General features: G+C 50.7%; 21 protein-coding genes and 1 pseudogene. 17 read left to right on the top strand and 5 right to left on the bottom strand.

Annotated features, from left to right (window positions below; genetic code table 11):
* Window positions 1–33 precede the first annotated feature (33 nt).
* From B2X65_RS16270 to B2X65_RS16225, 10 genes are all read left to right on the top strand, one after another.
* Window positions 34–681, top strand: coding sequence for an NUDIX domain-containing protein (locus B2X65_RS16270; protein ID WP_290614404.1), 648 nt, complete (start codon window positions 34–36; stop codon window positions 679–681).
* Complete coding sequence (locus B2X65_RS16265; protein ID WP_290614402.1) at window positions 668–1126, top strand: DUF1249 domain-containing protein; 459 nt, start codon at window positions 668–670, stop codon at window positions 1124–1126. The genes B2X65_RS16270 and B2X65_RS16265 overlap by 14 nt, the downstream gene beginning before the upstream one ends.
* Window positions 1126–1902 carry a metallophosphoesterase gene (locus tag B2X65_RS16260; protein WP_290614400.1) on the top strand — a complete coding sequence of 259 codons (777 nt, stop codon included), beginning with the start codon at window positions 1126–1128 and terminating at the stop codon, window positions 1900–1902. Before B2X65_RS16265 ends, B2X65_RS16260 begins: the two co-directional genes overlap by 1 nt.
* Window positions 1903–1927: 25 nt before the next feature.
* Window positions 1928–2530 (top strand): YqiA/YcfP family alpha/beta fold hydrolase, encoded by a 603-nt coding sequence (locus B2X65_RS16255; protein WP_290614398.1) that lies wholly within the window; start codon window positions 1928–1930, stop codon window positions 2528–2530.
* 19 nt (window positions 2531–2549) lie between these two features.
* Window positions 2550–4442, top strand: coding sequence for a DNA topoisomerase IV subunit B (gene parE, locus B2X65_RS16250; protein ID WP_290614396.1), 1893 nt, complete (start codon window positions 2550–2552; stop codon window positions 4440–4442).
* A 48-nt stretch (window positions 4443–4490) separates the two neighbouring features.
* Complete coding sequence (locus B2X65_RS16245) at window positions 4491–5885, top strand: tetratricopeptide repeat protein (protein ID WP_290614394.1); 1395 nt, start codon at window positions 4491–4493, stop codon at window positions 5883–5885.
* Between the two features lie 94 nt (window positions 5886–5979).
* The gene (gene parC, locus B2X65_RS16240) at window positions 5980–8289 is read left to right on the top strand and encodes a DNA topoisomerase IV subunit A (protein ID WP_290614391.1); all 2310 of its coding nucleotides are present in this window, start codon (window positions 5980–5982) and stop codon (window positions 8287–8289) included.
* A 42-nt stretch (window positions 8290–8331) separates the two neighbouring features.
* The gene (locus B2X65_RS16235; protein WP_290614389.1) at window positions 8332–9075 is read left to right on the top strand and encodes a 1-acylglycerol-3-phosphate O-acyltransferase; all 744 of its coding nucleotides are present in this window, start codon (window positions 8332–8334) and stop codon (window positions 9073–9075) included.
* Window positions 9076–9078: 3 nt separating this feature from the next.
* The gene (gene rraB / locus B2X65_RS16230; protein WP_290614387.1) at window positions 9079–9450 is read left to right on the top strand and encodes a ribonuclease E inhibitor RraB; all 372 of its coding nucleotides are present in this window, start codon (window positions 9079–9081) and stop codon (window positions 9448–9450) included.
* 128 nt (window positions 9451–9578) lie between these two features.
* The gene (locus tag B2X65_RS16225; protein ID WP_290614385.1) at window positions 9579–10985 is read left to right on the top strand and encodes a family 14 glycosylhydrolase; all 1407 of its coding nucleotides are present in this window, start codon (window positions 9579–9581) and stop codon (window positions 10983–10985) included.
* Here B2X65_RS16225 and B2X65_RS16220 read toward each other — a convergent pair.
* The 4 genes from B2X65_RS16220 to zntR all read right to left on the bottom strand — a co-directional run bounded on the left by B2X65_RS16220 (window position 10953) and on the right by zntR (window position 14886).
* On the bottom strand, window positions 10953–12707 hold the full coding sequence (locus tag B2X65_RS16220; RefSeq protein WP_290614383.1) for a TIGR03545 family protein: 1755 nt from the start codon (window positions 12705–12707) through the stop codon (window positions 10953–10955). The two genes, B2X65_RS16225 and B2X65_RS16220, sit on opposite strands and share 33 nt — an antisense overlap.
* A 10-nt stretch (window positions 12708–12717) precedes the next feature.
* On the bottom strand, window positions 12718–13209 hold the full coding sequence (locus tag B2X65_RS16215) for a TIGR03546 family protein (RefSeq protein ID WP_290614381.1): 492 nt from the start codon (window positions 13207–13209) through the stop codon (window positions 12718–12720).
* 100 nt (window positions 13210–13309) lie between these two features.
* Complete coding sequence (locus B2X65_RS16210; protein ID WP_290614379.1) at window positions 13310–14434, bottom strand: SO_0444 family Cu/Zn efflux transporter; 1125 nt, start codon at window positions 14432–14434, stop codon at window positions 13310–13312.
* Window positions 14434–14886: a Zn(2+)-responsive transcriptional regulator gene (gene zntR / locus B2X65_RS16205; protein ID WP_290614377.1), complete on the bottom strand. Its 453-nt coding sequence runs from the start codon at window positions 14884–14886 to the stop codon at window positions 14434–14436. Before zntR ends, B2X65_RS16210 begins: the two co-directional genes overlap by 1 nt.
* A gap of 208 nt (window positions 14887–15094) precedes the next feature.
* Between zntR and B2X65_RS16200 the strand changes: the two genes are divergently transcribed.
* From B2X65_RS16200 to B2X65_RS17870, 5 genes and pseudogenes are all read left to right on the top strand, one after another.
* Complete coding sequence (locus B2X65_RS16200; protein WP_290614374.1) at window positions 15095–16684, top strand: amidase; 1590 nt, start codon at window positions 15095–15097, stop codon at window positions 16682–16684.
* Between the two features lie 103 nt (window positions 16685–16787).
* Complete coding sequence (locus B2X65_RS16195; protein WP_290614373.1) at window positions 16788–17213, top strand: hypothetical protein; 426 nt, start codon at window positions 16788–16790, stop codon at window positions 17211–17213.
* Window positions 17214–17268: 55 nt separating this feature from the next.
* Window positions 17269–18630, top strand: coding sequence for an efflux RND transporter periplasmic adaptor subunit (locus tag B2X65_RS16190; RefSeq protein WP_290614372.1), 1362 nt, complete (start codon window positions 17269–17271; stop codon window positions 18628–18630).
* Window positions 18620–20461: pseudogene (locus B2X65_RS17875) on the top strand (efflux RND transporter permease subunit); the annotation flags it as partial. The gene B2X65_RS16190 and the pseudogene B2X65_RS17875, both read left to right, overlap by 11 nt.
* 180 nt (window positions 20462–20641) lie before the next feature.
* Window positions 20642–22414 carry an efflux RND transporter permease subunit gene (locus B2X65_RS17870; protein WP_414631429.1) on the top strand — a complete coding sequence of 591 codons (1773 nt, stop codon included), beginning with the start codon at window positions 20642–20644 and terminating at the stop codon, window positions 22412–22414.
* 318 nt (window positions 22415–22732) lie between these two features.
* Here the strand turns inward: B2X65_RS17870 and B2X65_RS16175 are convergent, their stop codons facing one another.
* Entirely contained in the window at window positions 22733–24238 is a 1506-nt protein-coding gene (locus B2X65_RS16175) for a Na+/H+ antiporter NhaC family protein (RefSeq protein WP_290614366.1), read from the bottom strand.
* 335 nt (window positions 24239–24573) lie between these two features.
* Here B2X65_RS16175 and B2X65_RS16170 point away from each other — a divergent pair, with 335 nt between their 5' ends.
* Complete coding sequence (locus tag B2X65_RS16170; RefSeq protein WP_290614364.1) at window positions 24574–25377, top strand: THxN family PEP-CTERM protein; 804 nt, start codon at window positions 24574–24576, stop codon at window positions 25375–25377.
* A 128-nt stretch (window positions 25378–25505) separates the two neighbouring features.
* A complete protein-coding gene (locus B2X65_RS16165) occupies window positions 25506–26510 on the top strand; it encodes a THxN family PEP-CTERM protein (RefSeq protein ID WP_290614362.1) in 1005 nt (334 codons plus the stop codon).
* Window positions 26511–26607 lie beyond the last annotated feature (97 nt).

Below are 26607 nucleotides of genomic sequence, written 5' to 3'. Positions count from 1 at the left end.
CCGTCAAGAGTGTAACAAAATGTGAGGGCAGACATGTCTGAAGTCAATAACGTCGATTATCCATCATTTACCGCAGATGATGTAGAGATAATCGACAAAAGCACGGTTTTTCAGGGTTTTTTTCAGATTGAACGCTGCCGGCTGCGCCATAAACTTTACGCGGGTGGCTGGAGCAGCCCTATGGTGCGGGAGATATTTGAACGCGGCCATGCTGCCGCAGTGCTACCGTACAATGCGCAAACCGATGAGCTGGTTTTAATCGAGCAGTTCCGGCCCGGTGCGATGATTGGAAACCGCAGCCCCTGGTTGCTGGAAATAATTGCCGGTATGATAGACCACCAGCAGACTGGCGAGCAAACCGCAAGGCGTGAAGCGCTGGAAGAAGCCGGTCTTGAGCTTGGCGCGTTATGGCCTATGCTTAGTTATTTTTCCAGCCCCGGTGGCACTACCGAGCGGGTGCAATTATTTCTTGGCCAGCTAACCAGGCCTGTGTTGCCGGGTATTTATGGTTTGGAGCAGGAGCATGAAGATATCAAAGTTCAGCTGCTACCACGCGCTGATGCAATGCACTTGCTGACTAAAGGTAAGATTGACAATGCTGCTACGGTAATAGCACTGCAGTGGCTGACTTTACATTTAACCGAGGTGCGCCGCGCCTGGAGTAGTGATGCTGTTGACTAAAGCGCGGCAATATCAGCCGCAGTTACCTGATTTTCTGAGTTTATGCGAGCGCAATTATGCCCGCTTAAACCGTTTGTTGCCGGCAAAATATGCACCGGGATTGCAGTGGACTATTGCCATCAGTTCGCAGCAGCACTATCAGCTTAGCGTGCTCGAATGCGGGCCCTTTACCACCCGGCTGCAAATTGAACTGCTAAGTGCAACAACGTTAGCAGCGGGTAATAATCTGTTTAGCCCAAGTTTTGATGTGCAGCTGTACCACGATGCCCAGTTGGCAGAAGTGGTGCGGATGGCCCGCCACCGCAAATTTGCTGCGCGTTATCCTTACCCCAACCCGCAAATGATGCAACCGGACGAAAAACGGCAGATAAACCTGTTACTGGCAGACTGGCTGAAATTATGTATTGCTCAGGGCTATAATGCGACCGAGCTGGACCTTAAGTAATGGCCATATTGCAGTTAGCGGCTAAAGCGCCAGATTGTCCCTACCAGATTGTGCAGATAAGTGATTGTCATTTATTAGCAGATATTGATGACGAGTATCAGGGGGTTAAACCCGGACGCTATCTGCAGCAGGCCATCCGGGCCGTGATGGATAATCCCTGTCAGCCAGATGCAGTTATTCTCAGTGGGGATTTAAGTCAGGACCATAGCCGTGCCTCTTATCAATTGCTGGTACAAATACTGGCACCGTTAAGCTGTCCGGTGCTGGTGCTGCCAGGCAATCACGATAATTATGAGCATCTTAACTGGTTAACCGGTCAGACTCCTGTGGTTGCGGCCAGCAGTGTGCAGCTGCCCGGCTGGCAGTTATTGTTGCTGGATACGAAAGGCGACACGCCGGCGGGTTTTTTTAATGCGAGGCGCCGTGAGCGGCTGGTCCGTCAATTCGCCAGCAGTGACGCAGAGGGCTTCTGGCTGTTTAGTCATCACCACCCGTTACCGTTAGGCAGCGCCATTGATAAACATGGCTGGCAGAATGCAGAACCGTTCTGGCAGCTACTGGCAACAGAGCCCAGGGTAAAAGGCCTGGCGCATGGCCATTGCCATCATGCTTACACAAAAGAGCATCAAGCCATTCAGCTGGTGGGTTGTCCGGCCAGCTCAGTACAGTTTTGCCAGCAGAACGCCTGGCAAACCCTCGATCACGGCCCGATGTATTGTCATTGGCAGTTTGCGGCCGATGGTCAGGTAAGCTGGCAGTTTGTTACAGTAAGTTAAAAGCACCAATAACAGGAGAGCGCGTTTGACGCTTTACTATTTACATGGCTTTGCCAGCTCATCGCAGTCAGTTAAAGCGGTGCAGGCCCGGCAGTATTTTAGCCAGCATTACCCGCAGCAACCCTTTGTAGCGCTGGATTTAGCCTACACCCCGGCAGAAGCGATGGCACAGTTAAAGCAGGTGATGGGTAAGGCCCCGCCACAGGCGATTATTGGTAGCTCGCTCGGTGGTTTTCTGGCTACGGTGATGGCCGAACGCTATCAGTGCCGTGCCTGTTTAATTAACCCGGCGGTGGCACCTCATCAGGTGCTGGCTGAGTATCTGGGAGAGTATTATCATCCGGTGCTGCAGCAAAAGTTCAGGGTGCAACCGAGCCATATGGCAGAGCTGGAGCAATTGATGCCTGTCCGGTTGCGCCAACCGGCAAACTATTTAGTACTGTTGCAAAGCGGTGATGAAGTGTTAGATTACCGCAACGCCGTTAGCTATTATCAGGGCGCCCGGCAGCAGGTGATTTGTGGTGGCGATCACAGTTTTATCAATTTTGCCGGATATTTGCCGGTAATTGCCGAATTTTGCCAGCTTAGTACCGCAAGCCACCCCCAGGGCCCCATGAGCAGAAAGTAACCAGACAGTGACAACAACTATGACAGAACAACTCTACAATGCCGAATCGATTGAAGTATTAACCGGGCTTGAGCCGGTGCAGCGCCGGCCCGGAATGTATACCGATACAACCCGACCGAACCACCTGGCGCAGGAAGTTATTGATAACAGTGTGGATGAAGCGCTGGCGGGGCATGCGGATCTGGTGCAGGTGATCTTACATGATGATCAGTCACTGGAAGTTATTGATAACGGCCGGGGCATGCCAGTGGATATTCATCCGGAAGAGGGCGTGTCAGGTGTTGAGCTGATTATGTGTCGGCTGCATGCTGGTGGTAAGTTCTCCAACAAGAATTATCAGTTCTCCGGTGGCTTGCATGGGGTAGGTATTTCAGTGGTAAACGCCTTATCCAGCCGGGTTGATGTCAGCATCCGGCGCGACGGTAATGTATACGATATCGCCTTTGAACATGGCAACAAAGTCAGTGAACTGACCATTAGTGGCACGGTGGGCAAACGCAACACCGGTACCCGGCTGCGTTTCTGGCCCACCCCCAGTTATTTTGACTCTCCAAAATTTTCGGTCAGTCGGCTGTTACATGTATTAAAAGCCAAAGCGGTGCTGTGTCCGGGATTGACGGTAAAATTTGATGATAAAGTAAACCAGCAACAATACAGCTGGTGTTATCAGGCAGGGATCCGCGATTATCTGGCTGAAGCGGTTCAAAACTACATCGCGTTGCCCGAGCAACCTTTTGTTGGTAATTTCAGTGGCTCACAAGAAGCCGTGGAATGGGCCTTGCTATGGCTGCCTGAAGGCGGCGAGTTAGTTACCGAAAGTTACGTCAATTTAATTCCTACCGCTCAGGGCGGCACCCATGTTAATGGCTTACGCCAGGGGTTGCTGGAAGCACTGCGCGAGTTTTGTGAGTTTCGAACCTTATTACCCCGTGGCATAAAACTCTCACCAGAGGATGTCTGGGATCGCTGTAGCTATGTGCTCAGCGTCAAAATGCAAGACCCGCAATTCGCCGGTCAAACCAAAGAGCGGCTATCGTCGCGCCAATGTGCTGCCTTTGTGTCCGGCATAGTTAAAGACGCTTTTAGTTTGTGGTTAAATGAACATACCGATATTGCGCTGGCGCTGGCCGATTTTTGTATTAACAATGCCCAGAAACGTTTAAAAGCTGCGAAAAAAGTTATCCGCAAAAAAGTGACCTCGGGCCCAGCGTTACCGGGCAAGTTAACGGATTGTTCAGCGCAGGATCTCAGCCAGACAGAATTGTTTTTTGTAGAGGGTGACTCGGCGGGCGGTAGTGCCAAACAGGCACGGGATCGCGAGTTTCAGGCGGTAATGCCACTGCGGGGTAAAATATTAAATACCTGGGAAGTGGATTCGGGACAAATTCTGGCCTCGCAGGAAGTCCATGATATTTCAGTGGCTATCGGTATTGATCCCGACAGTCAGGATCTATCGGGGTTACGCTACGGCAAAATATGTATTCTGGCCGATGCGGATTCTGATGGTTTACATATTGCCACTTTGCTATGTGCATTATTTATGCGTCATTTCAGTGCGCTGGTCGCGGCGGGTCACATCTATGTTGCCATGCCGCCGCTGTATCGGATTGATATTGGTAAAGACGTTTACTATGCGCTGGATGAAGATGAGAAAAACGGTGTGCTGGACCGGATAGAAGCGGAAAAGAAACGCGGCAAGGTTAATGTGCAGCGTTTCAAAGGTTTGGGTGAGATGAACCCATTGCAGCTAAGGGAAACGACAATGGATCCGAACACCCGCCGTTTAGTGCAGTTAACCATTGACGATGTTGCTCAGACCATGGAACTGATGGATATGTTGCTGGCGAAAAAACGGGCGACCGATCGGCGTGACTGGTTGGAACTAAAAGGTGACCGGGCATTAATTGCCTAGTCAGAAGACGGGTTTGGCAACACCACTGATTAAGGATGTGATACCGTTTTGAAGAGAATCTGCCACTACTTTTGCGCGCTGTCATGGCTGTGTCTGGCGTTTGGCTTACAGGCTCAGCCGATACCGGACTGGCTGTTGCAGCTGGATGATATGAAACACCAGCAGCCTGAGCAAAGTCTGACCATTCTTAACCAACACCAGCCGGAATTTGCCACTCAGCCTGCAGCGGTGCAAGCGTATTGGTTGCGCCAGCAAGCGGCGGTATACAGTGCACTGGGCCGGCATCAGCAACAACAGCAGGCGGCGCGCCAGGCTCTGGAGTTACTTAAAGATACCGAGTCAGCGTTAAAGGTAGAAGTATGGTACGAACTGGGTTACGCCCTGGAAATGCAGGTGCAGCTAACCGAGGCCATGAAGCATTATCAGCAGGGCACGGCGTTAGCCACGTTGTTGGATAACGAGAAACTGATTTTACGGGGGCAGATTAATCAGGCCGCTGTTTTAAGCGATCAGAATGATGATAAGCAGGCATTGTCATTGCTTAAAACGGTTTATCAGCGAGCTGAACTGCTGCAAGATCCTCAGATCCTGGCCGAGGTGAATGCCCAGCTTGGTCTGATGTATTCGTCCCTGGCATTTGAAGATGATGCCGTGGCGTTTTTGCAGCGGGCTCTGGTGTTATATCAACAATTGGGCTGGGTGAAAAATGAAATCGCCGTATTGTTTAACCTGGCCCGCACCTACAGCTATCAGGAACAGTATCAGCAGGCGTTAGATCATTTCAACCAGATGCTGCAGCGCAGTTTAAATGCCAATGACGCGGTTAATCTGTATCACGCCTATCTGGGGCTGGCGATTACCAGCGCTGAAATGAGCCGTACAGAAGCCGCGCTTGGGTATATTGAGAAGGCAGAGCAATATTTGCCGCGGTTGCAATCGAGTTATCATGTGCAGTCGCATCATTATGAAAAAGCATTAATATACCGTGACTTAGAGCAGACTTCGCTGGCGATGCAACATGTGATGCTGGCAGAGCAGGCGGCAGATCAACCGGCTGAACAAGTGGAACATGTCACCTTGGCCATTAAACTGTTACGGGCCGAATTATTGGCCCAGCAAGATCAATATCAGAAAGCGTATCTGGTGTTGCAAGACTTTGTAGATGGATTTCAGCTGCTACGTAACAAAGAAAATGAACTGGCATTGGAGCGGATCCGGCTGGAGTTTGACAGCGAGCGGCATCAGGTACGCAGCAATCTGCTCGAAGCTGAGAATGAATTAAAAGCTCTGCGGCTGCAGGAGGTGGAGCGAAAAAGGCAAATTCAGCTACTGTGGCTGGGGATCCTTGGCTGTACCACGCTTATCTTACTTGGCATTGTATTGTGGCAATTCAGCCGCCGTGCCAGTAAAACAGCGAGTAAGAGCAACGGTGTGCCCTTATAGCAACCCAGGCAAGTGCCAATGTAAAAACTAATGTAAGAACTAGTGTTAAAACGACATTTGACCACGACTTAGCTAAATAACAACAGGAACCGGCATGACAGAAACGGTGTTATCCCACGACGGTGTAGAGCAGTTACCGCTGCGCCGCTTTACTGAAGAAGCCTACTTAAATTATTCGATGTACGTCATTATGGACCGGGCTTTGCCGCATATTGGCGATGGCTTAAAGCCTGTACAACGACGAATAGTGTATGCCATGTCAGAACTGGGGCTGTCGCATCTGGCAAAATATAAAAAGTCAGCCAGAACCGTTGGTGATGTACTGGGTAAGTTTCATCCGCACGGCGACAGTGCCTGTTATGAAGCCATGGTGTTGATGGCGCAACCGTTCTCTTATCGCTATCCACTGGTAGATGGCCAGGGTAACTGGGGTGCACCGGATGATCCGAAATCATTTGCCGCCATGCGTTACACCGAAGCGAAATTATCCCGTTTTAGCGAAGTCTTATTATCGGAACTTGGCTCGGGTACTACCGACTGGGCGCCGAACTTTGACGGTACCCTGGAAGAGCCAAAAGTGCTGCCGGCGCGTTTGCCGCATATTCTGCTTAATGGTATTACCGGTATTGCGGTGGGCATGGCGACAGATATTCCGCCGCATAATGTGCGTGAAGTGGCCAATGCCTGTGCCGCCTTACTGGACAATCCGCAAAGCTCCATTACCGATTTAATGCAGTACGTAAAAGGTCCGGATTACCCGACCGATGCTGAAATTATCAGTTCGGCCAGCGACATTGCTGCCATTTATCAAAGCGGCCGTGGCAGCATTAAAATGCGGGCAGTGTATCAGCTTGAGGATGGTGAAATTGTGCTGACCGCACTGCCGCATCAAACCTCTGGGGCGAAAATTCTGGAACAAATTGCCGGCCAGATGCAGGCGAAAAAGTTGCCGATGGTCAGTGATCTGCGTGATGAGTCTGATCATGAAAACCCAACTCGCATAGTCATTATGCCGCGCTCAAACCGGGTGGATATTGACCAGCTGATGCAGCATTTATTTGCGACCACTGATTTAGAGCGCAGTTACCGGGTTAACTTAAATATTCTGGGACTGGACCAGCGGCCCCGGGTAAAAAACCTGCTGGAAATTCTGAACGAGTGGCTTAGTTTCCGTCGCGATACGGTGCGTCGGCGCTTGCAATACCGCTTAGATAAAGTACTCGACCGTTTGCATGTGTTAGAAGGCTTACTAATCGCCTTTTTAAACATTGATGATGTTATTCGCATTATCCGCACCTTTGACGAACCTAAACCTGAGCTGATTGCTTTTTTCGGTATTACCGAGCGCCAGGCCGAAGCCATTTTAGAGCTGAAGCTTCGTCATCTGGCAAAATTGGAAGAAATGAAGATCCGGGGCGAGCAGGATGCGCTGGCCAAAGAACGCGACAAGCTGCAAAGTATTTTAGGCTCAGAGAAAAAACTGACTAAACTGATCCGCGACGAATTGCTGGCCGATGCGGAAAAATATGGCGATGATCGGCGCAGCCCGCTGGTGACACGGGGTGAAGCTAAGGCCCTTAGTGAAAAAGAGTTACTCCCCAGTGAGCCGGTAAGCGTGGTGTTATCGGAAAAAGGCTGGGTGCGCTGCGCTAAAGGTCATGATGTCGACGGCAATGCCTTAAGCTATAAGGCGGGCGATGCATTTAAAGCCATGGCCAGTGGCCGGTCTAATCAGCAGGCGGTGTTTATCGACTCCAGTGGCCGCAGTTATGCAACCGAAGCCCACGAACTGCCTTCAGCCCGCGGTCAGGGCGAGCCATTAAGCGGCCGCTTTACCATCGTGGCCGGTGAAACGGTTGACCATGTGTTATTGGGCGATGAAAAACGGGCATTATTGTTAGCCAGCGATGCAGGCTATGGCTTTGTCGCGGAATACAGTGATTTGCTTAGTCGTAATAAAGCAGGGAAGGCGGTGCTGAGTTTGCCAGCCGGTGCCAAAGTATTGCCGCCGCTTGTCGTGAAACAACCCGAGACTGATTTATTGCTCTGTATTTCAAATGAAGGAAGAATGCTGGTATTTCCGGTCAGCGAATTACCCAAGCTGAGTAAGGGCAAGGGCAATAAATTAATGTCGATACCAACAGCCCGCGCGGCAAGTCGCGAAGAGTATGTCTGTCAGTTGGCGGTTGTGCCGGCCGATGGTGGGGTCACGCTGGTTGCAGGTAAGCGTAAACTTACCTTGAAAATGGCTGATTTAGCGCATTACGTTGGCGAGCGCGGTCGTCGGGGTAATAAATTGCCCCGTGGTTTGCAGCGCATTGACGAAGTGCAGCTGCAGCTTGGCAACACGCCAAATACGACGGCCGGCGACAGTGGCAGTGATCCAACCAGCAATGACAGCTAAACCCGTTATACTATGCCCCTTTTCTGCTGAAGGGGCATAAGGTTGATAGCTGTCGTTCGGATCATTTTGCTGGCGTTGTTTTTTATCGTCAGTACCATAGCGGGGCTTGCAGTATGTCTGGTGCGGCCTTTTCATCGTAATAATGTCGCCTTGTTTTCACACTGGTATGGCAGGGTATCGTGGATTTTAGGCATTAGTGTTGAGATCCGTCGCGACCCGGCTATCCAGGCGAACACCCCTTATGTTTTTATTGCCAACCATCAGAATAATCTCGACCTGTTTACCATGAGCGGCTCAGTGTTGCCTGGTACGGTCACCCTGGGCAAAAAAAGCCTGAAGTATATTCCGTTTTTTGGGCAGCTATACTGGCTAAGCGGTAATCTGATGATTGATCGCAACAATAAAGAAAAAGCACTTAGCACCATGCTCGCTGCAGCCGAGCGGATAACCCAGCAGAACCTGTCGGTCTGGATGTTTCCGGAAGGTACCCGCAGTTATGGCCGGGGTTTATTACCGTTTAAAATGGGCGCGTTTCATATAGCGCTGGAAGCGAATGTGCAAATGGTGCCGGTATGTATGAGTACCACCCATCAGCAAATTAAGCTAAACCGCTGGAATAACGGCAAGGTGATTATTCAGATGATGGCCCCGATTACCCTGAGTAAAGAGGACAGTATTCGTCAGTTTGCCAAAAATACCCGCCAGCTGATGGCCGGGCAAATCGGGCTACTTGATACTGAACTTGGCAACGACTACACTGCCAGCAATATCTCAGCAGAAGAGTAAAAAATGGAAAACTGGCAGGAATTTACTGAAGACACCATTAGTGCGTTATTAGAGGATGGCAGCGATCCGGACGCGCTATATACCGTTGAGCATCACTTTTACGACAAAGATTTCAATAAGCTGGAAAAACTGGCGGTTGAGCTATTTAAGCTCGGTTACGAAGTAACCGATGCCGAAGAAGTCGAGTTTGAAGATGGCGGCAGTGCCTGGGTATTTGATGCCATTCGCGAGCAAGCGTTGGAAATCGCCCCGATAGTAGCCGATGCCATTAAGCTGGAACAACTGGCGCATAAACACGGCGTAGAATATGACGGTTGGGGCACTTACTTTGAAGGCGACGAAGAAGACTTCGAGCTCGATGACGACGAAGAGTAGTTATGTAACCACTTCCTTGTTTTAGATAAAGCCGCTTGCCGCGGCTTTTTTTATTGTCGTAACCGGACAATACTTTGCTGGCTAAGCACGCTTTAATAGCTCCCTGTTTTAAAATATGGATATTGAAGATGCGATTTATAGTATTCGGTTGTGTGCTGCTGCTGTGCTCAGCACGTTGTCTTGCATTTACTGCCAATGTCATGGCACCTTTGCAAGTGACCGATCGCGCTGAGTTTCAACAGCAGCTGGCCGTAGCTAAGCAGATTGGTGTGGATGGGGTATCGGTTGATATCTGGTGGGGGCTGGTGGAGAAAGCCGGCGATCAGCAATTCGACTGGCGTTATTATGACGCTATTTTCAGCGATATTGTGGCTTCCGGCCTGAGAGTTGTGCCGATAATGGCATTTCACCAGTGTGGTGGTAATGTCGGGGATGATTGTGATATTCCGCTGCCACCCTGGATTTGGCAGCATTATCAGCAGCAAGGCGTTGCGGACACGGATCTGCAGTATAAAAGCGAATTTGGCAACCATTCCACTGAAACGGTCGCATTGTGGGCCGACCAATGGGTGCTGCCGCAATATATCGAGTTTATGCAGGCGTTTGCCAGCCAATATGCGGCAATGGCACCGAGTATCAGTGAAATTAATATCTCTATGGGGCCGGCTGGTGAATTGCGTTACCCCTCTTACAACAGCCACGATGGTGGCAGAACAGCTTACCCCAGTCGCGGTGGTTTTCAGGCTTATTCAACGTTAGCGATTGCCGATTTTCAAGCCGCCATGCAGCACAAGTATCAGACCGTAGAGGCAATGAATAAGAGTTGGCAAACTCATTTCAGCGCATTTAACCAGCTATCGCCGCCCGCTGATGGCGATAGCTTTATCGCCAGTGGTGTGGCGTTTAACAGTGCTTATGGCCGGGATTTTATTGATTGGTACCATATGGCGCTGCTGGGCCATGGCAGGCGAATGCTGGATGCGGCACTAACTGCTTTTAGTCATAAATTAGCGACCATAGAACTGGGTTTTAAAATTCCGGGCATTCACTGGAAAATGGCTGCTACCGATAACAGCAGACGCAGTGCCGAGCTGGCTGCCGGGCTAATCACTAGTGCATTGCTATTCAGTGCTGACAATGGTTTTGGTTATGCCGGTATTGTTGGCTTAGCAGCGGCGTTTGGCAATGAACCGCGCGGCATTGTATTGCACTTTACCGCGCTGGAAATGGACGATTTGCCAGATAGCAGCAGTCAGTCGCTGGCCAAAACCCTGGTTAGCTGGCTGGGCGCTGAAGCAACCCGCCAGCAGGTAGTGTTAAAAGGGGAAAATGCCCTGGCTGCTGGAGTAACACATCACCAGGGTTGGGATAATATTGACGCGGTATTTAGCCGGGGTCATTATCAGGGCATGACGGTGCTAAGGCTTTCGCAGGTAACAGACGGCGGCCTGGGGCAGCGCCGCTATCAGCAATTAATTCAGCGTTTGAAACAGCCTTTTTTATTAGCCGCCCCCGCCACCAAGACGGTCCCGTAGCTTATCTTTTAATTTATCTTTAGCCTGATCTTTTACACCAGCCAGTTTGGCATTAAGCATTTGCTCAATATTGCCTTCCATCGACTCAGCGGCACTGTCTTGCTGGTTTAGCATGCTCAGCCATTCACTCTGGCCACCAAGCTGTTGTTGCAGTTTGGTGTCGAGCTTGCTGCGTAAATCGGATTGCAGCGCCGCTATTTTCGCTTTTGCCTCACCCATCACGGCATCTGCCAGCAGTTTATCTAACGGTGAGCGAATACTGACGTCTGGTGCACTGATTAGCCCGGTGGCATTTAAATTCAATGGAATTTCTGCTTGCTGGTTCAGTAGTGTCGCCAGTTGCTGGATGTATTTATTGTCGCTGGCGTTAAACTCAGGCTGTTGCAATACCAGCTGAGCCTGTTGTTTAACCTGATTATTAACCAGATTCAGTTTACCTGTGGTACTGAGTTTGGCGCTAGCAAGTTGCAGCAGGGTCTCGCCCCGGCCAATATCCATGCTGTCGACATTGATGCCTTGCAGTTGCCAGTTCACGTTCGTCACCATTTGCTCAAGCACGGCGAAGTCACCGTCCAGTTTCAGCAATGATAGCTGAGGCAAGCCGGTGACCTGGGCATTAAAACGAGTGGCGGCGTTGATAATGTCGTGCTGGGCAGTAATATCCCGCAGCTCTATTAATGCTTCGCCACCGCCAATTAACCAGTTTACCCGGGCATTTTTGATCCAGAAATCCGGATAAGGTTGGCTGGGCAAAGGTAAAATACGGTTAGGCATTACGATTTCTGGATCAGGCACTTCGTCGCTATTTGGTAAATTAGCCGGGATATAGGGTTTTGCCAGGCGGTACACGGCTTCTAGCTGGCCAATTCGCTCACCCCAGAAGTCGCCTAATAAAATTTGGCTGATAGGCGCCAGCCCGCCCTCACCGATATTGGCCAAATCTTGCAGCTTTTTCCAATCGCTGCTGCTGGCTTCACGCACTGCGCTAACCGCCTGTTGTAGCTGCTGCCGGCTCTGGCTTAGCTGCTGTTGTACTGCTTTTAATTTATCGCGTTCAGCCCGCAGAGTGTCTTGCAATTCCTTTAACTCGGCAGCTTTACTGGCTAAATCGGCGGGGTTTTCAATTTTACTGTCGGTCAGCGCTTTGATCTGCGCCTGAATTTGTTCCAGTTTGGCTTTGTCAGGCAGCTGTGACTGTAAGTCCTTCAGAACTTGCTGCTGGTTTTTGGCCAGCTGTTGCAATTCTTCGCCGCGGGCAACTGTTTTCAAATCAGCCCGGGCGAGTAACTCATCAGCATTAGGTAAGTCCAGTAGCAATAATTGCTGTAAGTCGACTTTATCGGCCGGATCCGCATTGGGGCCCCGAAATACTTTGCCAGGACTGCTGCGCTCGGTACCATAAGCCAGACCGTCGACGGATAAATCGTCAATAACGTAATAGCCGAGTAAGGCTGGCCAGACTTCTATTGCTGCCTTGGCATTAGCAAAACTAATCGTATTGTGACTGGGTTTGGCATTGTCGGTTATCTGCAATTCGCTGATGTTCAGCGCAATTGGCGCCAGACTTACCGAGACATTACTAATATTAACTTCTGCCCCTGCTGCTTTTTCCAGGGTATAAACCATACCGAGCCGGATAGCCGTGCCAAGAAACAAATAAACCAGCGCCAGAATAGCGGCGAGCATCGCAAGAAAAATTAACCAACCGGATTTACGGATCATTGCTCGCTCCTTAATTTAAATTTTCATACAGCTGAACCAGCTTGCTGGCTTTTAACATCTGCACTACTTTCCATTGTTGCAGTTTGCTCATCACCCGGCCGCGGTACTGTTTAACCAGTATGGTACCCAACCAGGCAACCGGAACGAGCAACAGCATGCCCAGTACAAAAGCGCCCAGCACCAGGGTGTGATGTAAGTGCAACATTTGCAGCGTTTCACTTTGAGCCAACAGCTGCAACAGGGCAGGGCTTTGCGCATATTGCCAGGTTAACGCTTCCAGCGAATCACCAAAAATGAACATCAGACCGCTGCACAGGCCCCAAACCAGAATAAAAGTAGCCAGATTGACGGTAAACAGGCACACCAAAAGAATAATAAGCAGCGTGAGTATGCCAAATGGCAGTAAACCTGCTAACAGACCCAGGCCGATAGCCCAGCCAATTTGCCAGGGGGATGCTTCGGAGTTCAGTACTTTAAGAATTCGGGCGAACAGCGTTAGCATAGGACATCCTTATAGTCGCAATCATTGCTGTATATAAGGTAACAGGCGCACCGGCGTTTGTCAGCTGCCGGTGGCTAAAACAAGGATTTATCTGAAGATTTTAGCCGCGTCGTGATTGCAGCTGATGACGCTGCCGGCGTTGATTAAGCTGGCGCCAGATAATGCGCAGGATTATGCCTGCCAACAACAGGGCTGCCGCGAGTTCCAGCCAGCCGGGTAATACCGAGTGCTGGTGTTGCATTGCGCCCTGCACTGAGATATCAAAATAGGCGAGGCCCTGATCCAGTAACCAGCCAAATAGCACTGACATGACGATAACGCCGAACAGATAGGCGGCCAGCGCTCTGCTCCCTAGCTCTTTATACACCACACTGATAGTAGCAATATTAGTTGCCGGGCCAGCCTGCATAAACACCAGTGCTGCACCGGGCGAGATGCCCACCAGCATCATTGCCGCTGCAATAGGGGTTGATGCGGTGGCGCAGACATACATGGGTACCGAAATCAGTACCATTAACAACATGGTCCAGATGCTGCTGCCGTACTGCGTTAAATAATCCATTGGTACCAGGGTTTGCACCAGCGCCGCAAAAAATAAGCCCAACAGCAGCCACAGGTAAAAGTCGCTGAGCAGTTTGCCGCTGCTGTACTCAAGGCCTTGTTTTGCCTGCTGCCACAGCGTTAATTTTGCAGCTTTGGTTTTATCAGTGGCACAACATGACGCTTTAACCGGTTCGCTGGTTACCGCTGCTTTGCCGGCGCAGCAACTTTTTGCTGTTGGCAGAGCAGGGGCTGGCGCTGGCTCTGTGACCGCGGTTGCTGGTTCACTGGCCTTACCGACTAATAAACCCGAGACAATGGCGCTTATTATCGCTGCAACCGGCCGCACTATCGCCATCACCGGCCCGAGCAACACATAGGACACAGAAATCGAGTCGACGCCGGTTTCCGGGGTAGCACTTAAAAAAGCAACGGTTGCCCCTTTGCCGGCACCGCCGCGGCGCAACTGCATAGCGGCCGGGATCACCCCGCAACTGCACAGCGGCAAAGGCGCGCCCAGTAATGCACCTTTTATCACGGGTTTTATACCATCACCGCCCAGTTGCTGCTGCAGCCAGCTCATCGGGATCCAGACTTTCATTATTGCGGCCACCACTAACCCGACCAGCAGCCAGGGGGCTGACAGCGCAAACAACTGCCAGAAATTGTCGATAAAACTTAGCATTAGTTATGCTCCTTATTATGTTGCTCACCAGCATGCTGTTCGGGTTTAACCGTGGAGTCTTGCTCCAGCGCTGTCAGAATCGAGCATTCATTGGCACTGATGCTGCCACCACAACAGGCCTCATCAAGCTGTTGCAGTGCCTGCTGAAACTGGCTGAGTTCCGCGAGTTGTCTGGCAATTTCCCGAAGCTTTTGTTGTACCTTGTCTTTCACATCACTGCATTGCCACTGGCTTTTGTTATCTTCAATTTGCAGCAGTTCGTTAATTTGCTGCAAACTGAAACCGACACTTTTCGCGCGCAGAATAAAAGCCAGACGCTGGCTGTCCGTTTCGCTGTACAGGCGGTAGCCTGCATCAGAGCGGGCGCTTGGCCTTAACAGCTGCTGTTTCTCATAAAAGCGAATGGTATCCACACTGATGCCATGGCGTTTCACTAACTCACCAATTTTCATCTGTCTGCTCCTGTTATCAGCTGGCAACGACTATGGGTACAGTATAAACCCTTGAGCTTACTCCAGAGTCAAGAAGCTTTAAAAATGATTATGGTTGCTTTTGCGAACAACAGCCGGCAGGGTGCGATAGAAAGGTGCCGGGAACCACGATAAAACGGTTACGATGGGTTATTGCAAAATAAATATTGTTGATAAACAGGGAACACTAATGCGCCATTTTGTTTTAGGTTTGGGTTTTGGCCTGCTGCTGACGCTAAGCGCTTGCAGTAATCAATCCGCAACCCCTCAGTCACCTGTCACCCGTCCGGACACGGTCCAAAGCACGATTAACCCGGCTTGGCTGTCAACCGCTGCCGCACAGCAGGCCTTAGCCGATGGCAAGCTGAGCTCAGAGCAGCTGGTCAGCTATTACCTGCAGCAAATCGCCAGCAATAACAACAGCGGCCATCAGCTGGCGGCAATTAGCGATATTAACCCTGATGCGCTAAGTCAGGCCCGGGAGCTGGATGCTGAGCGCCGCGCCGGCAAGGTACGCTCAGCACTGCATGGGTTGCCGGTGGTGTTAAAAGCCAATATCGCGACGCTGGACAGCATGCCGACAACGGCCGGCGCCCTGGCATTAAAAGGGCACCTTACCCCGGCAGATGCCGCATTGGTTACTCAGTTGCGTGCTGCTGGTGCGATTATTCTGGCAAAGGCTAACCTGTCGGAATGGGCTAATTTTCGTGGTGAAAACTCAGCCAGCGGCTGGTCAGCCCTGGGGGGGCAGGTTCGAAATCCGCATTTACTCAGCCACAGCCCCTGTGGTTCAAGCTCCGGCTCTGCAGTGGCGGTTGCTGCGGATTTCACCTTACTGGCCGTGGGCACCGAAACTGACGGCTCTATTATGTGTCCGGCCGCAATTAACGGTATTGTCGGCATAAAACCCAGCCGCTCTGCCGTATCTGGAGAGGGTATTATTCCGATTGCCGCGGCGCAGGATATTGCCGGGCCGATGGCCAGGACCGTTTTTGGCGCGGCACTGTTGCTCGAGCAGATGTTAAGCCCTGCAGCAAAAAGCCGCTATAACAGCCCGCTAAATGAAGCGGCCTTAAATAAGACCTCGGCAAAAAAAGTATTGCTAGTGCGCGCTTACGACCAGCAGGATGTCACACTGGCGCCAATGCTGGATAAGCTGGCGAAAGAGCTTGAAAAGGCAGGAATTGAAGTGATTAGCACTGATAAGTGGCAACTGCCGCCGGAGTTATACAGTGCTGAGCTGACGGTGTTGGTGTATGAATTTAAACGTGATTTAGAAGCGTGGCTACAGACCTATCAGGCGCCCGCCGCGCTGGATACTATTGCCGAGATCGTGGCATTTAACCGCCAGCAGGGCGAGAAGGCACTGGCCTTTTTTGGTCAGGAGTATTTAGAGCAAGCGGCCGCGATTGACCTTGATGTCGATAAAGCAAAATATCAGCAAGCGTTGACTGACAGTCGCAAACTGGCTGAAGCCGCCTTAGATCAGTATTTACGTGACCAGGGAGTCGATGCCATTATTTTGCCCTCGTATGGTCCGGCCTGGCCGATTGATCATATTAAAGGTGATGACTTCAATTTTGGCACTTCTACCGCAGCGGCAGTAGCCGGTTACCCGTCGATCACGATTCCGGCAGGATACAGTGGCATGTTACCACTGGGTATTAGTCTGGTCGGTTTACCCTGGACTGAACCTGAGTTATTAGCGCTGGCGGCTTTACTTGAGCAGCGGTTAGCGGCGTATCAGCGGCCCGGTTTCGTGGCTGAACGTACTAATTAATGCAGGTTGCGGTTTTGACTTATTTGCCGTCAGAGCGTAATCTTGGCGGCAATGGCCAACCAGTATTGTTAGCCAAAACTGATATGGAGACGACCACCCAACTATGTTGAGTAACCTGGTACAACAGCAAAAATACTGGACTATCCCTTTGATGGTCAGCCTTGCTTTGTCCTGGTGTTTACTGCTGTGTAATGGTCTGGTTAATCAGGCTTACGCTGTCGCTGACTCCCCGCAACATGCAGCCGCTGCGACAACAACGCCGCCTTGTCATGGTGTTACCAGCTTAAATGATGCCCCAGAAAACGGCTCACAGCCCCTTAGCAGCACTCACGATAACTGTTCCGGCTGCGATAGCCAGGCAACCCAGCTCGATCCGTTATCGCTGCCGGCAGTAGTATTAGCTGTAAGCTGGCTGCAGGTTACTGAACTATGGCCCGGCACGGTGCGTGCTGTTGACAACTTTGTCCTGGCGCCTCCGCCAAGACCCTCTGTTCCGTTATATTTACGTAAAAACCTGCTGCTGATTTGATACCGGCCGTTTTGCCTACGGTTATTTTCGGTATGTTAAAAGCAGAGGTTTTACTATGTTTATCCCGGTTAAAAGCAGCTTGCTGGCCAGTGTGCCAGTGTTACTTTTCGTTAGCAGTGCGGTGCTGGCCGAGCCTGCCCAGCAGCATCAGCATGATCATGCCCAGCACAAAAGCGCCCAACATGAAAAAGCCCTGCAAAGCCCGCAGCCAGCTCAAAGCTCGCTGCGGCAGCTGATAACGGGTGATAAACCTGCCACTGTCTATACCTGCTCAATGCACCCGCATGTCCGCTCCACTGATCCGGATGATCGCTGCCCCATTTGCGGCATGGCGCTTATTCCGCTTGTTACAGATGAAGCCGAAAATCACTCTGACCCATTTTTTAATGCAGCAGGTGCAGTGCAGCTAAGCCCGCGGGCTCAGGCATTGTTGCAGCCTGAGTTAACACCGGTGCGGCGACAGCAAGCGCAGCATAGTATGGCGCTGGTTGGTAAACTGGCTGCCGATCAGAGCCGTCTGAAAACCATCAGTGCCTGGACCTCCGGCCGGATTGACAAGTTTTATCTGGAAAGCAGCGGAGTCGATGTCACCGCCGGCCAGCCCATGGTGGAGATTTTTAATCCTGATCTTATTGTTATTCAGCAGGAACTGCTGCAGGCCAAGCAGCTTGGCACAGCTAAGAGCACCAGCCTTAGCGCCGATACTACACTGGCAGCGGCACGCAGGCGTCTGCGCTTGCTGGGGGTGCCAGCTACTCAGATTGACACTATTTTCCAAAGTGAAACATTGCAAGATACGGTAACGATTAGTGCCCCGGTATCTGGGCGGGTATTGAATAAAATGGTCAATGAAGGTGCCTATGTCAGTGCTGGCCAGCCGTTATTCAGTGTGCTGGCGTTAGATAAGCTCTGGCTGGAACTGGAAGTCTTTGAACATCAGCTTGGCGCCATTACGCCGGGCCAGACTATCAGCGTAGAACTGCTGGCTCTGCCGGGAGAAACATTCAGCAGCACAGTGTTGCTGCTGGAACCTCAGGTTGACAGCAACCAGCGCACCGTAACCGTCAGGGCCGTGCTGGATAACCCGGATGGCCGGTTGTTACCCGGTATGCTGGCCAGGGGCAGGCTGCTGGACAGTCAGGATAATGTATTGCTGGTGTCAGCATCAGCGGTACTGCATACCGGCAAGCGATCCTTGGTATACGTGCAGCAACCTGGCCAGCCGGCTAGCTATGTTGGCCGCGAAGTGGTGCTGGGCCGGCGTTTTGCTGATCAGTATCAGGTGCTGGAAGGGCTGAGCGAAGGCGAGCTGGTTGTAAGTAAAGGGGCATTTCGCTTAGACAGCGAGCTGCAAATCCGCGGCCTGCCCAGTATGCTCTCTGCCGACGGCGCACAGGAGGCGGGTCATGCCCACTGAATCTGCAAGACAACAAACAACGTTATTCTCACAGCTGATTAGTGCCTGTCTGCGCCAGAAACTGCTGGTGCTACTGATCAGTGCTTTATTGGTCGTGGTTGGCGTTGGCTACGCGCCTTTTGGCTGGCAGACCGGCATACCGCTTAAACCGGTGGCGGTGGATGCCATTCCAAACCTGGGAGAAAATCAGCAAATTGTGTTTACCGAGTGGCCGGGGCGCTCCCCCCAGGATGTGGAAGATCAGCTCAGTTACCCGCTCAGTGTCGCCCTGATGGGCGTAGCCGGCGTTAAAGATGTCCGCACTTTATCGATGTTTGGTTTTTCCAGTATTGCCGTTATTTTTGATGACAGTGTGGAGTTTTACTGGTCACGCAGCCGCCTGCTGGAGAAACTGGCCAGTCTGCCGGCTGATACATTGCCGGTCGGGGTACAGCCCAGCCTGGGACCCGATGCGACGGCATTAGGCCAGGTGTTCTGGTATACGTTAGAAGGCCGCGATCCATCAGGTAAAACAACCTCTGGCTGGGATCTGGACGAGCTGCGCAGCATTCAGGACTGGTATTTACGCAGCGGTTTACTGGCTGCTGAAGGGATCAGTGAAGTCGCATCGATTGGTGGCTATCAGCGCGAGTATCAGATAGAGGTTGATTCGGATTTACTGCGGATTTATCAGGTTAGCCTGGCCGATGTCACTAATGCCGTGATGGCGGCAAATCTGGATGTCAGCGCCGGCAGCCGCTAGCTTAATGGTGTTGAGTATCTGTTGCGTGGTGTTGGTTTAGTCAAAAACCTCAGTGATATTAAACAGGCGGTAGTGCGCTTAGCGCCTGATAATACGCCGATAACGGTAGCCGATGTGGCAAAAGTCAGTACCGGCCCGGCGCAGCGTCGCGGTGCGCTGGATGTGGCAGGGGCAGAAGCAGTGGGTGGCGTGGTAACGGTGCGCCAGGGTTATAATCCGCGTCAGGCTATTGATAATATTTATGCTAAGCTCAACCAGGTTAGCCGCGGTTTGCCTGTCAAAGCGGTTATCGACTGGCAACACACCAGCGCCTCCCAGGTGGCCGACTTTGCAAAGGCCAATGGCTTAACCGCCTGGGGCAGCGAAAACGGCCAATGGACCACCTTTTTACAACAGCAACCGGCTGATAGCTGGCCGCAGTGGCTGACCTTAAGTCAACTGACAGTGGTACCGTTTTATGATCGCTCAGAGCTGATTAACGAAACGCTGGGTACGCTTGAGCAGGCACTGAGCCTGCAAATTCTGATTACCATCATTGTGGTGCTGGTGCTGTTATGGCACCTGCGGGCAGTATTTGCCGTCAGCATTATGCTGCCATTAGCGGTGCTGCTGAGCTTTATCGGCATGAAACTGTTTGCGGTAGAAGCAAATATCGTAGCGCTGGCCGGTATTGCTATCGCAATCGGTACTATTGTCGACATGGCGATCATTGTCAGTGAGAACCTGATCCGGCAGCGCCGGCAGCAGCCGGATTTAACAGCTTATGCTGCAGTGCAACGGGCGATGCAGGAAGTCGGGCCGGCAATCGTAACGGCAATCAGCACGACTATCGTCAGCTTTTTACCGGTATTCAGTATGACGGGGGCCGAAGGTAAGCTGTTTGGTCCGCTGGCTTACAGTAAAACCCTGGTGTTACTGGCGGCAGCCTTCCTGGCGTTAACATTATTACCGGTAATGCTGTTTTTACTGTTCTCACCACGGCTGCAGCGGTTTAAGAACACCTTTGAGGGGCTTACTAGCCGCTGGCCCCGCTTAACCCTGCCGGACAATCTCAATAACCGGCTGCGGGCATTACTGTTATTAGTATTGTTATTATCAGTTATCGGCTTGCTGGCTTATTTCTGGCAGCCACTGGGCCCGGCTGCCGGCTTGCTGAGCAATATTCTGCTGGTTGCCACACTGCTTGGCACAGTACTGGTATGTTTCTGGCTGTTTTTAGTCTGCTATCTGCCGTTACTGCGACTGATTCTAAAGGTGAAGCTGCTGTTTATGCTGCTGCCGCTGCTGCTGGTATTGCACGGGCTGACTATCTGGTTGGGTGCTGAGCGGGTATTGCCCTGGGTAGAGGCCGACAGCGCGACAGCCCAGCGTTACCCCGGCATGGGGCGGGAATTTATGCCGGCTCTGGATGAAGGGGCGTTTTTATTAATGCCCAGCCTGATGCCGCATGCCTCCATAGCCGAAGCCCTGGCGGCGCTGCAACAACAGGACAGGGCTATTGCAGCTATTCCTGAAGTGCGCTCGGTAGTGGGTAAAGTTGGCCGGGCCGACACCGCGCTTGACCCGGCGCCGCTTGGCATGATTGAAACCCTTATTCAGTATCATAGTGAGTATAAAACTGATGCCGCCGGTAACCGGCAGTATTTTCGCTATGACAGCGCCGAAGAGCAATTTTTCAGAGACAGCAGTGGCAAGCTTATCGCTGATCCCGATGGCCGGCCATACCGGCAGTGGCGGGAACATATTAACAGCCCGGACGATATCTGGCTGGAGATTATTCAGGCCGCACAGTTGCCCGGCGTCACGTCAGCGCCAAAATTACAGCCGATCGAAACCCGCCAGCTGATGCTGCAAACCGGGATGCGCGCAGCAATGGGCATCAAACTGGCGGCGCCGGATTTGACCACCTTGGGGCAAACTGCATTACAACTTGAGCAGATACTGCGCCAAGCGCCTGCTGTATTGGCAAAAACAGTGAATGCCGAGCGGGTTGTCGGCCAGCCTTATCTGGAAATTCATCCGGACCGGGCTGAAATTGCCAGACATGGCCTGAGTATGCAGCAGGTGCAACAGACCATTGCCACTGCGATTGGCGGCATGGATGCCGGCCGGATCATTGACGGCCGGGAGCGTTATCCGATCCGCGTGCGTTATATGCGCGAGCGGCGCGATACCCTGGAGCAACTGGCTGATGTATTAGTCGACACTCCGGCTGGTTATCCGCTGCCGTTAACCCAGCTAGCGGAAATTCGCTACCAGCGTGGGCCGCAGATGATCCGCTCGGAAAATACCTTTTTAACGGCCTATGTCACCTTTGGTGGTAAGCCGGGCATGGCTGAGGTAGAAGTAGTCAATGCTGTCGCGGCTTATCTGGATCAACAGCGCAGCAGTGGTGCCTGGCAGTTGCCTGCCGGGGTCAGTTACAGCTTTGCCGGCAGTTTTGAGCAGCAGCAGCAGGCGGCGACAACCCTACTGTGGGTGGTACCACTGGCACTTATCATTATTTTTATGTTGCTGTACCTGCAGTTTCGGCGGGTTAGTACCACAATGATGATCTTCAGCAGCATTGCTGTCGCCTGGGCCGGCGGCTTTATTATGCTCGACTGGTTTGGCCAAAGCTGGTTTTTAAATGTCAGTTTGCTTGACACTAACCTGCGCGAGCTGTTTCAGCTGCAACCGTATAATCTGAGTATTGCTGTCTGGGTGGGGTTTCTGGCGTTATTTGGTATCGCAGTCGATGACGGTATTGTGATGGCCAGTTACTTAAAGCAAGCCTTTACTGACAGCAAACCGGGCAGTAAAGCAGAGGTGCGGACCCTGGTGCTTTCAGCGGCAGCAAAGCGGATCCGGCCCTGTCTAATGACCTCGGCCACCACTATTCTGGCGTTACTGCCGGTGTTAAGTGCCACCGGCCGCGGGTCTGATTTAATGATCCCAATGGCCATCCCAACCTTTGGCGGGATGTTATTTGTACTACTAAGCGTATTTATGGTGCCGGTGTTGTATTGCGCGGTGGAGGAAAGGAAATTGCGGAGTAAGTAAATGCAATCGACTGCAATACCCCATTTGGCTTGCCACAGCAACTATACTGGGCTGTCCTGCCCAGTACCTTCGGCCAGCTGAAGCTGTTCAAATTCGCTCCAGACGAATTTGTCGTTCGGGCTGACGCCCTCACTCAAACACTCTGTGGCAACCAAATCGGGTTTCCAGTCTCACGCTTAAGCCCAAAAGCGAAAACCGGATTACCCTAAGCCGACAGTTGAAGCCCTGGACGGGCGGAAACGAGCCCCCAGGGATGGGTTCACGGCGTGTCAGCGTGGGTAATCCGGTTTGAAGCCCCCTGCCAAATAGCTTCAAGTATCAAGCCAGCGCAATAAAGCCAAAAAAGGCTATTATGGCGGCGATTAAGGCATAGGGGAACTGGGTTAAGGCATGGCTCATCAGGTTACAGCCCGAGCCTTGCGCTGCCAGTACTGTCGAGTCACTGTAAAAACAGGCCTGGCTGCCAAAAGAGCTGGCCGATAGCAGCGCGCCTATTACCAGTGGAATATTGGCATCCACCGCAAACGCCAGCGGCATAACAATCGGTATCGACACCGCAAAAATACCCCAACTTGAGCCGGTGGCAAAGGCCAGTATGGCCATTGACAAAAATACCAGTGCCGGCAGCATCTGCGCGCTCATATAAGGAGCAAGGTTTTCGATAATATACAGTGGTAAGCCAAGTTTATCGCAGACATCTTTAAAGATAAATGCGGCAATAACAATACTTATTGCTGGCAGCATGGTCTTAAAGCCATTCATCATCACGTCCATCATTTCAGATAAGGACATTAACTTTTGCACACCATAATAAATAAATGAAAATACCAGAGCGGCAATCACTCCTTTTAAAATATCAGGTTCACTTAAAGATTCGCCAAGCAGCATAGTGAACACAATAAGCGCCAGCATCGGCATGACAAAGTTATGCACTTTCCCGTGTTTATTGCTGGTTTCAAATTCTTCTTCTATCGAGTTCACGGCGTACTCATCACTGGTATGGTAGGGCATTTCGTCCATCGCATAATTCTGCAGGCGCGCGCCGGCCTGAGGATTATCAGCCAACTCACATTCAACAGGTGTACCCTGCATCGTAGCCTGTTCCGCTTTTTTCATCGGCCCAATATCTGGCATCAGTTTCAACGTCACTAACATAACAACAATAATGGCCATAATCGGGTACAGCATGTAAGGAATGGCCTCAATGTAAACGGCTACGCCTTTGCCTTGCTCGGCAACATTGTTGTCTTCGAGCAAACCACCAAAAAATACCGCCCAGGTGGAAATCGGTACCAGTACACAGATTGGCGCCGCAGTTGAATCGACGATGTAAGCCAGTTTTTGCCTTGAGACTTTAAACTTGTCAGTAACCCGTTTCATTGCTTCGCCAACGGAAAGGGCATTCAGATAATCATCTACAAAAATGACACAGCCCAGTAAAAATGTCATAAACATCGATGAACGTGGTCCGCTCGCTTTTCTGGCACCAAAACGGCCAAAGGCTACAGCACCACCAGTATGGATCAGCAAACCAATCAGGGCGCCAAACCCGGCGCACACCAAAATTAACCAGCCGATGGTTTCATCCTGCATCACGTTAACAGAGATCTCAGAGAAGTTTGACAACGCATCCAGAGGGTTTATCAGCAGTAAGCCGGTCACGGCACCTAATATCAGCGCAAGAATGGGGCGCTTTAGCCAAACAGCAAAAGTTAATACAACTAACGGAGGAATTAAACTTAATGCAGAAGGTGTAACAGAGGCCGCTTCAATGGCGGCAGCAACAGGCTCGGCAAGGTTTGCTACATTACTATCTGCTGACATTGCTATTCTCAAGTAACATTCCGGCAAGCCGGAACCAGGTTAATAAACCGTCGCGTCAGGAACCAAAGCAACGGAACGCACTATACATTGTGGCGTAACGGGGCGTGTGAAATACCACGGCGCAATAATATCAAAAAAATATGTTTCCACCAGAAAATTGTACTGCGGGCAACGCAGTTGTGATTAAACTGTCATAAAAATTTACAATAATGATTCTTGTTGATAAAAAATCGTGTAAAAACATCGTTATAAAAGTTGGCGTATTTAATGCTTTATACAAACAGAACGCGGATACTTGCGGTAATTCGCCCTTTTGTTCCAGTAAGGAGATTGATATGAACAAATTTACCAAGGGGATGTTAGTTGGCGCTGCGTTATTAGCTGCGCCATTTACCCAAGCAGCAGTAGTGGAGTGGTCTTATAACGTCACAACCGAATGGCTTGATGCCAATTTCAGCGCTGGCGGTGGCACTCAAATTGAAAATAGCTCGTTGATTAGTTGGGGCAGTGCGGGCGGTGACCATACTGATCCAACCCAAAGCGCTTCTAATTCACGTAGTGGTTTGGAAATTACTAATTCACCAGCAATGGGTAATGTGTTCACCAACAACATGATGCCTGCGCCAACAAACACCATTACTCACTTTAACAATATATTGTCCAGCAGCTTCGCCACTTTACTTAGCGCTGAGGTAAGAACGACTTTAACGCTGACGCCAGTTGATCCTGTTGGACCTGCAGCGCCAGATTTTATGACTGATTTCTTTGTTGATTTTATTGAAACACCAAACAGCAGTCCTTGTGGTTATCCAAGTGACAGTGTGTGTGACGATATCTTCGTAATTCAGTTCGGGGCGTTAAACAGTGAGTTTGAGTATGATGGTGTAACGTATTTCATCAGCATAGTTGAGCTAACCGGTAACTTAAATCCACTTCCAGATGCTACCTGCGAAGCAGCGGGTGTTGCTAATGGTTGTTTAGGTTTTACTACACAAGAGAGTACGTTTACACCTGCGCAATTTGGTTTCTTAATAACCTCTCGCCCGGTTAATGTGCCAGAGCCAGCCATGTTAGGTTTATTTGGCTTAGGTTTATTAGGTTTACGCGCTTTCGGTCGTCGTCGTTTAACTAAGAAATAACCTGAACTATATTAATAGTTAAGTATATAAAACCGGAGCTTGCTCCGGTTTTTTTATGTTCTTTCACTCTGCTTTTCGAATTCTACCTGGGTTCAAATTTATCTGGTTTTTCTGCCGGGCATTTGTCCATGAATATTAGCCAAGCAATGTATCGTGAAGTTGTTGGTAGTTTATTTTTTAACCAGAAAACTTTACACCTCTCAATTGCGCAGATGGAAATAACAAATGAAAACAATGAATTAAATAGTGGCCTGGAAAATGCTTTGTTTAAGGCAGTGACGCGGACAACAACTGTTATTCCGTCTTTTTGTTCTAACAAGGAGTGTCGTATGAAGAAAATATGTAAAGGCTTGCTGGTTGGTGCCGTGATATTAATAGCGCCATTTAGTCAGGCTGCCGTGGTAGAGTGGTCTTACAATGTGACAACGGAATGGTTGGGTGCAACATTCAGTGGTGCAAATGCTAATCAAATAGTAAATGACTCACTGATAAGCTGGGGGCGGGCTGGCGGAGATCATACTAATCCAACGCAAAGCGCTATAAATTCCCGCAGCGGTATCGCTATTAGTAACTCACCGGCAATGGGCAATGTGTTTACTAATGGTATGCTGCCAGCACCTACCAATATTATTACTCATTATAACAATACGCTTTCGAGCACTTATAGTACCTTGACCAGTGCCAGTATATTAACCACACTGGATTTAACGCCGGTGAATCCGGTTGGTCCTGCGGTTCCTCAGTTTACGACTAACTTTTTTGTTGATTTTATTGAAACGCCAAACACAACACCCTGTAATTTCCCATCAGTGACAGTGTGTGATGATATTTTTGTTATTCAGTTTGGAGCATTGAATACTGAGTTTGTTTATGGCGGCCTGACTTACTTTCTAAGTATTGTGGAATTATCAGGTAATTTAACACCCTTACCTGATGCAACGTGTGCAAGAGCAGGGAAAGCAAATGGTTGTTTAGGTTTTACAACCCGTGAGAAAACCTTTACGCCTGCTCAGTTTGGTTTCTTTATCACCACCCGCCCGCTAAATGTGCCTGAACCAGCTATGTTAGGTTTGTTCGGTCTGGGTTTATTGGGTTTGCGAGCTTTTGGTCGCCGCCGTTCAGTTAAAAAATAAGCGATGCGGTATTTTGCCGCTGAGCTGGTAAAAACCGGATCTTGCTCCGGTTTTTTTATCTGAACAATGAAAAAAGGCGACTAACATGTCGCCTTTT

Origin of the sequence: Arsukibacterium sp. UBA3155 (assembly GCA_002364615.1) — a bacterium.
Taxonomy (GTDB): domain Bacteria; phylum Pseudomonadota; class Gammaproteobacteria; order Enterobacterales; family Alteromonadaceae; genus Alishewanella.
The sequence above is the reverse complement of the archived record's forward strand: the minus strand, read 5'-3'. Positions and strand labels throughout refer to the sequence as shown.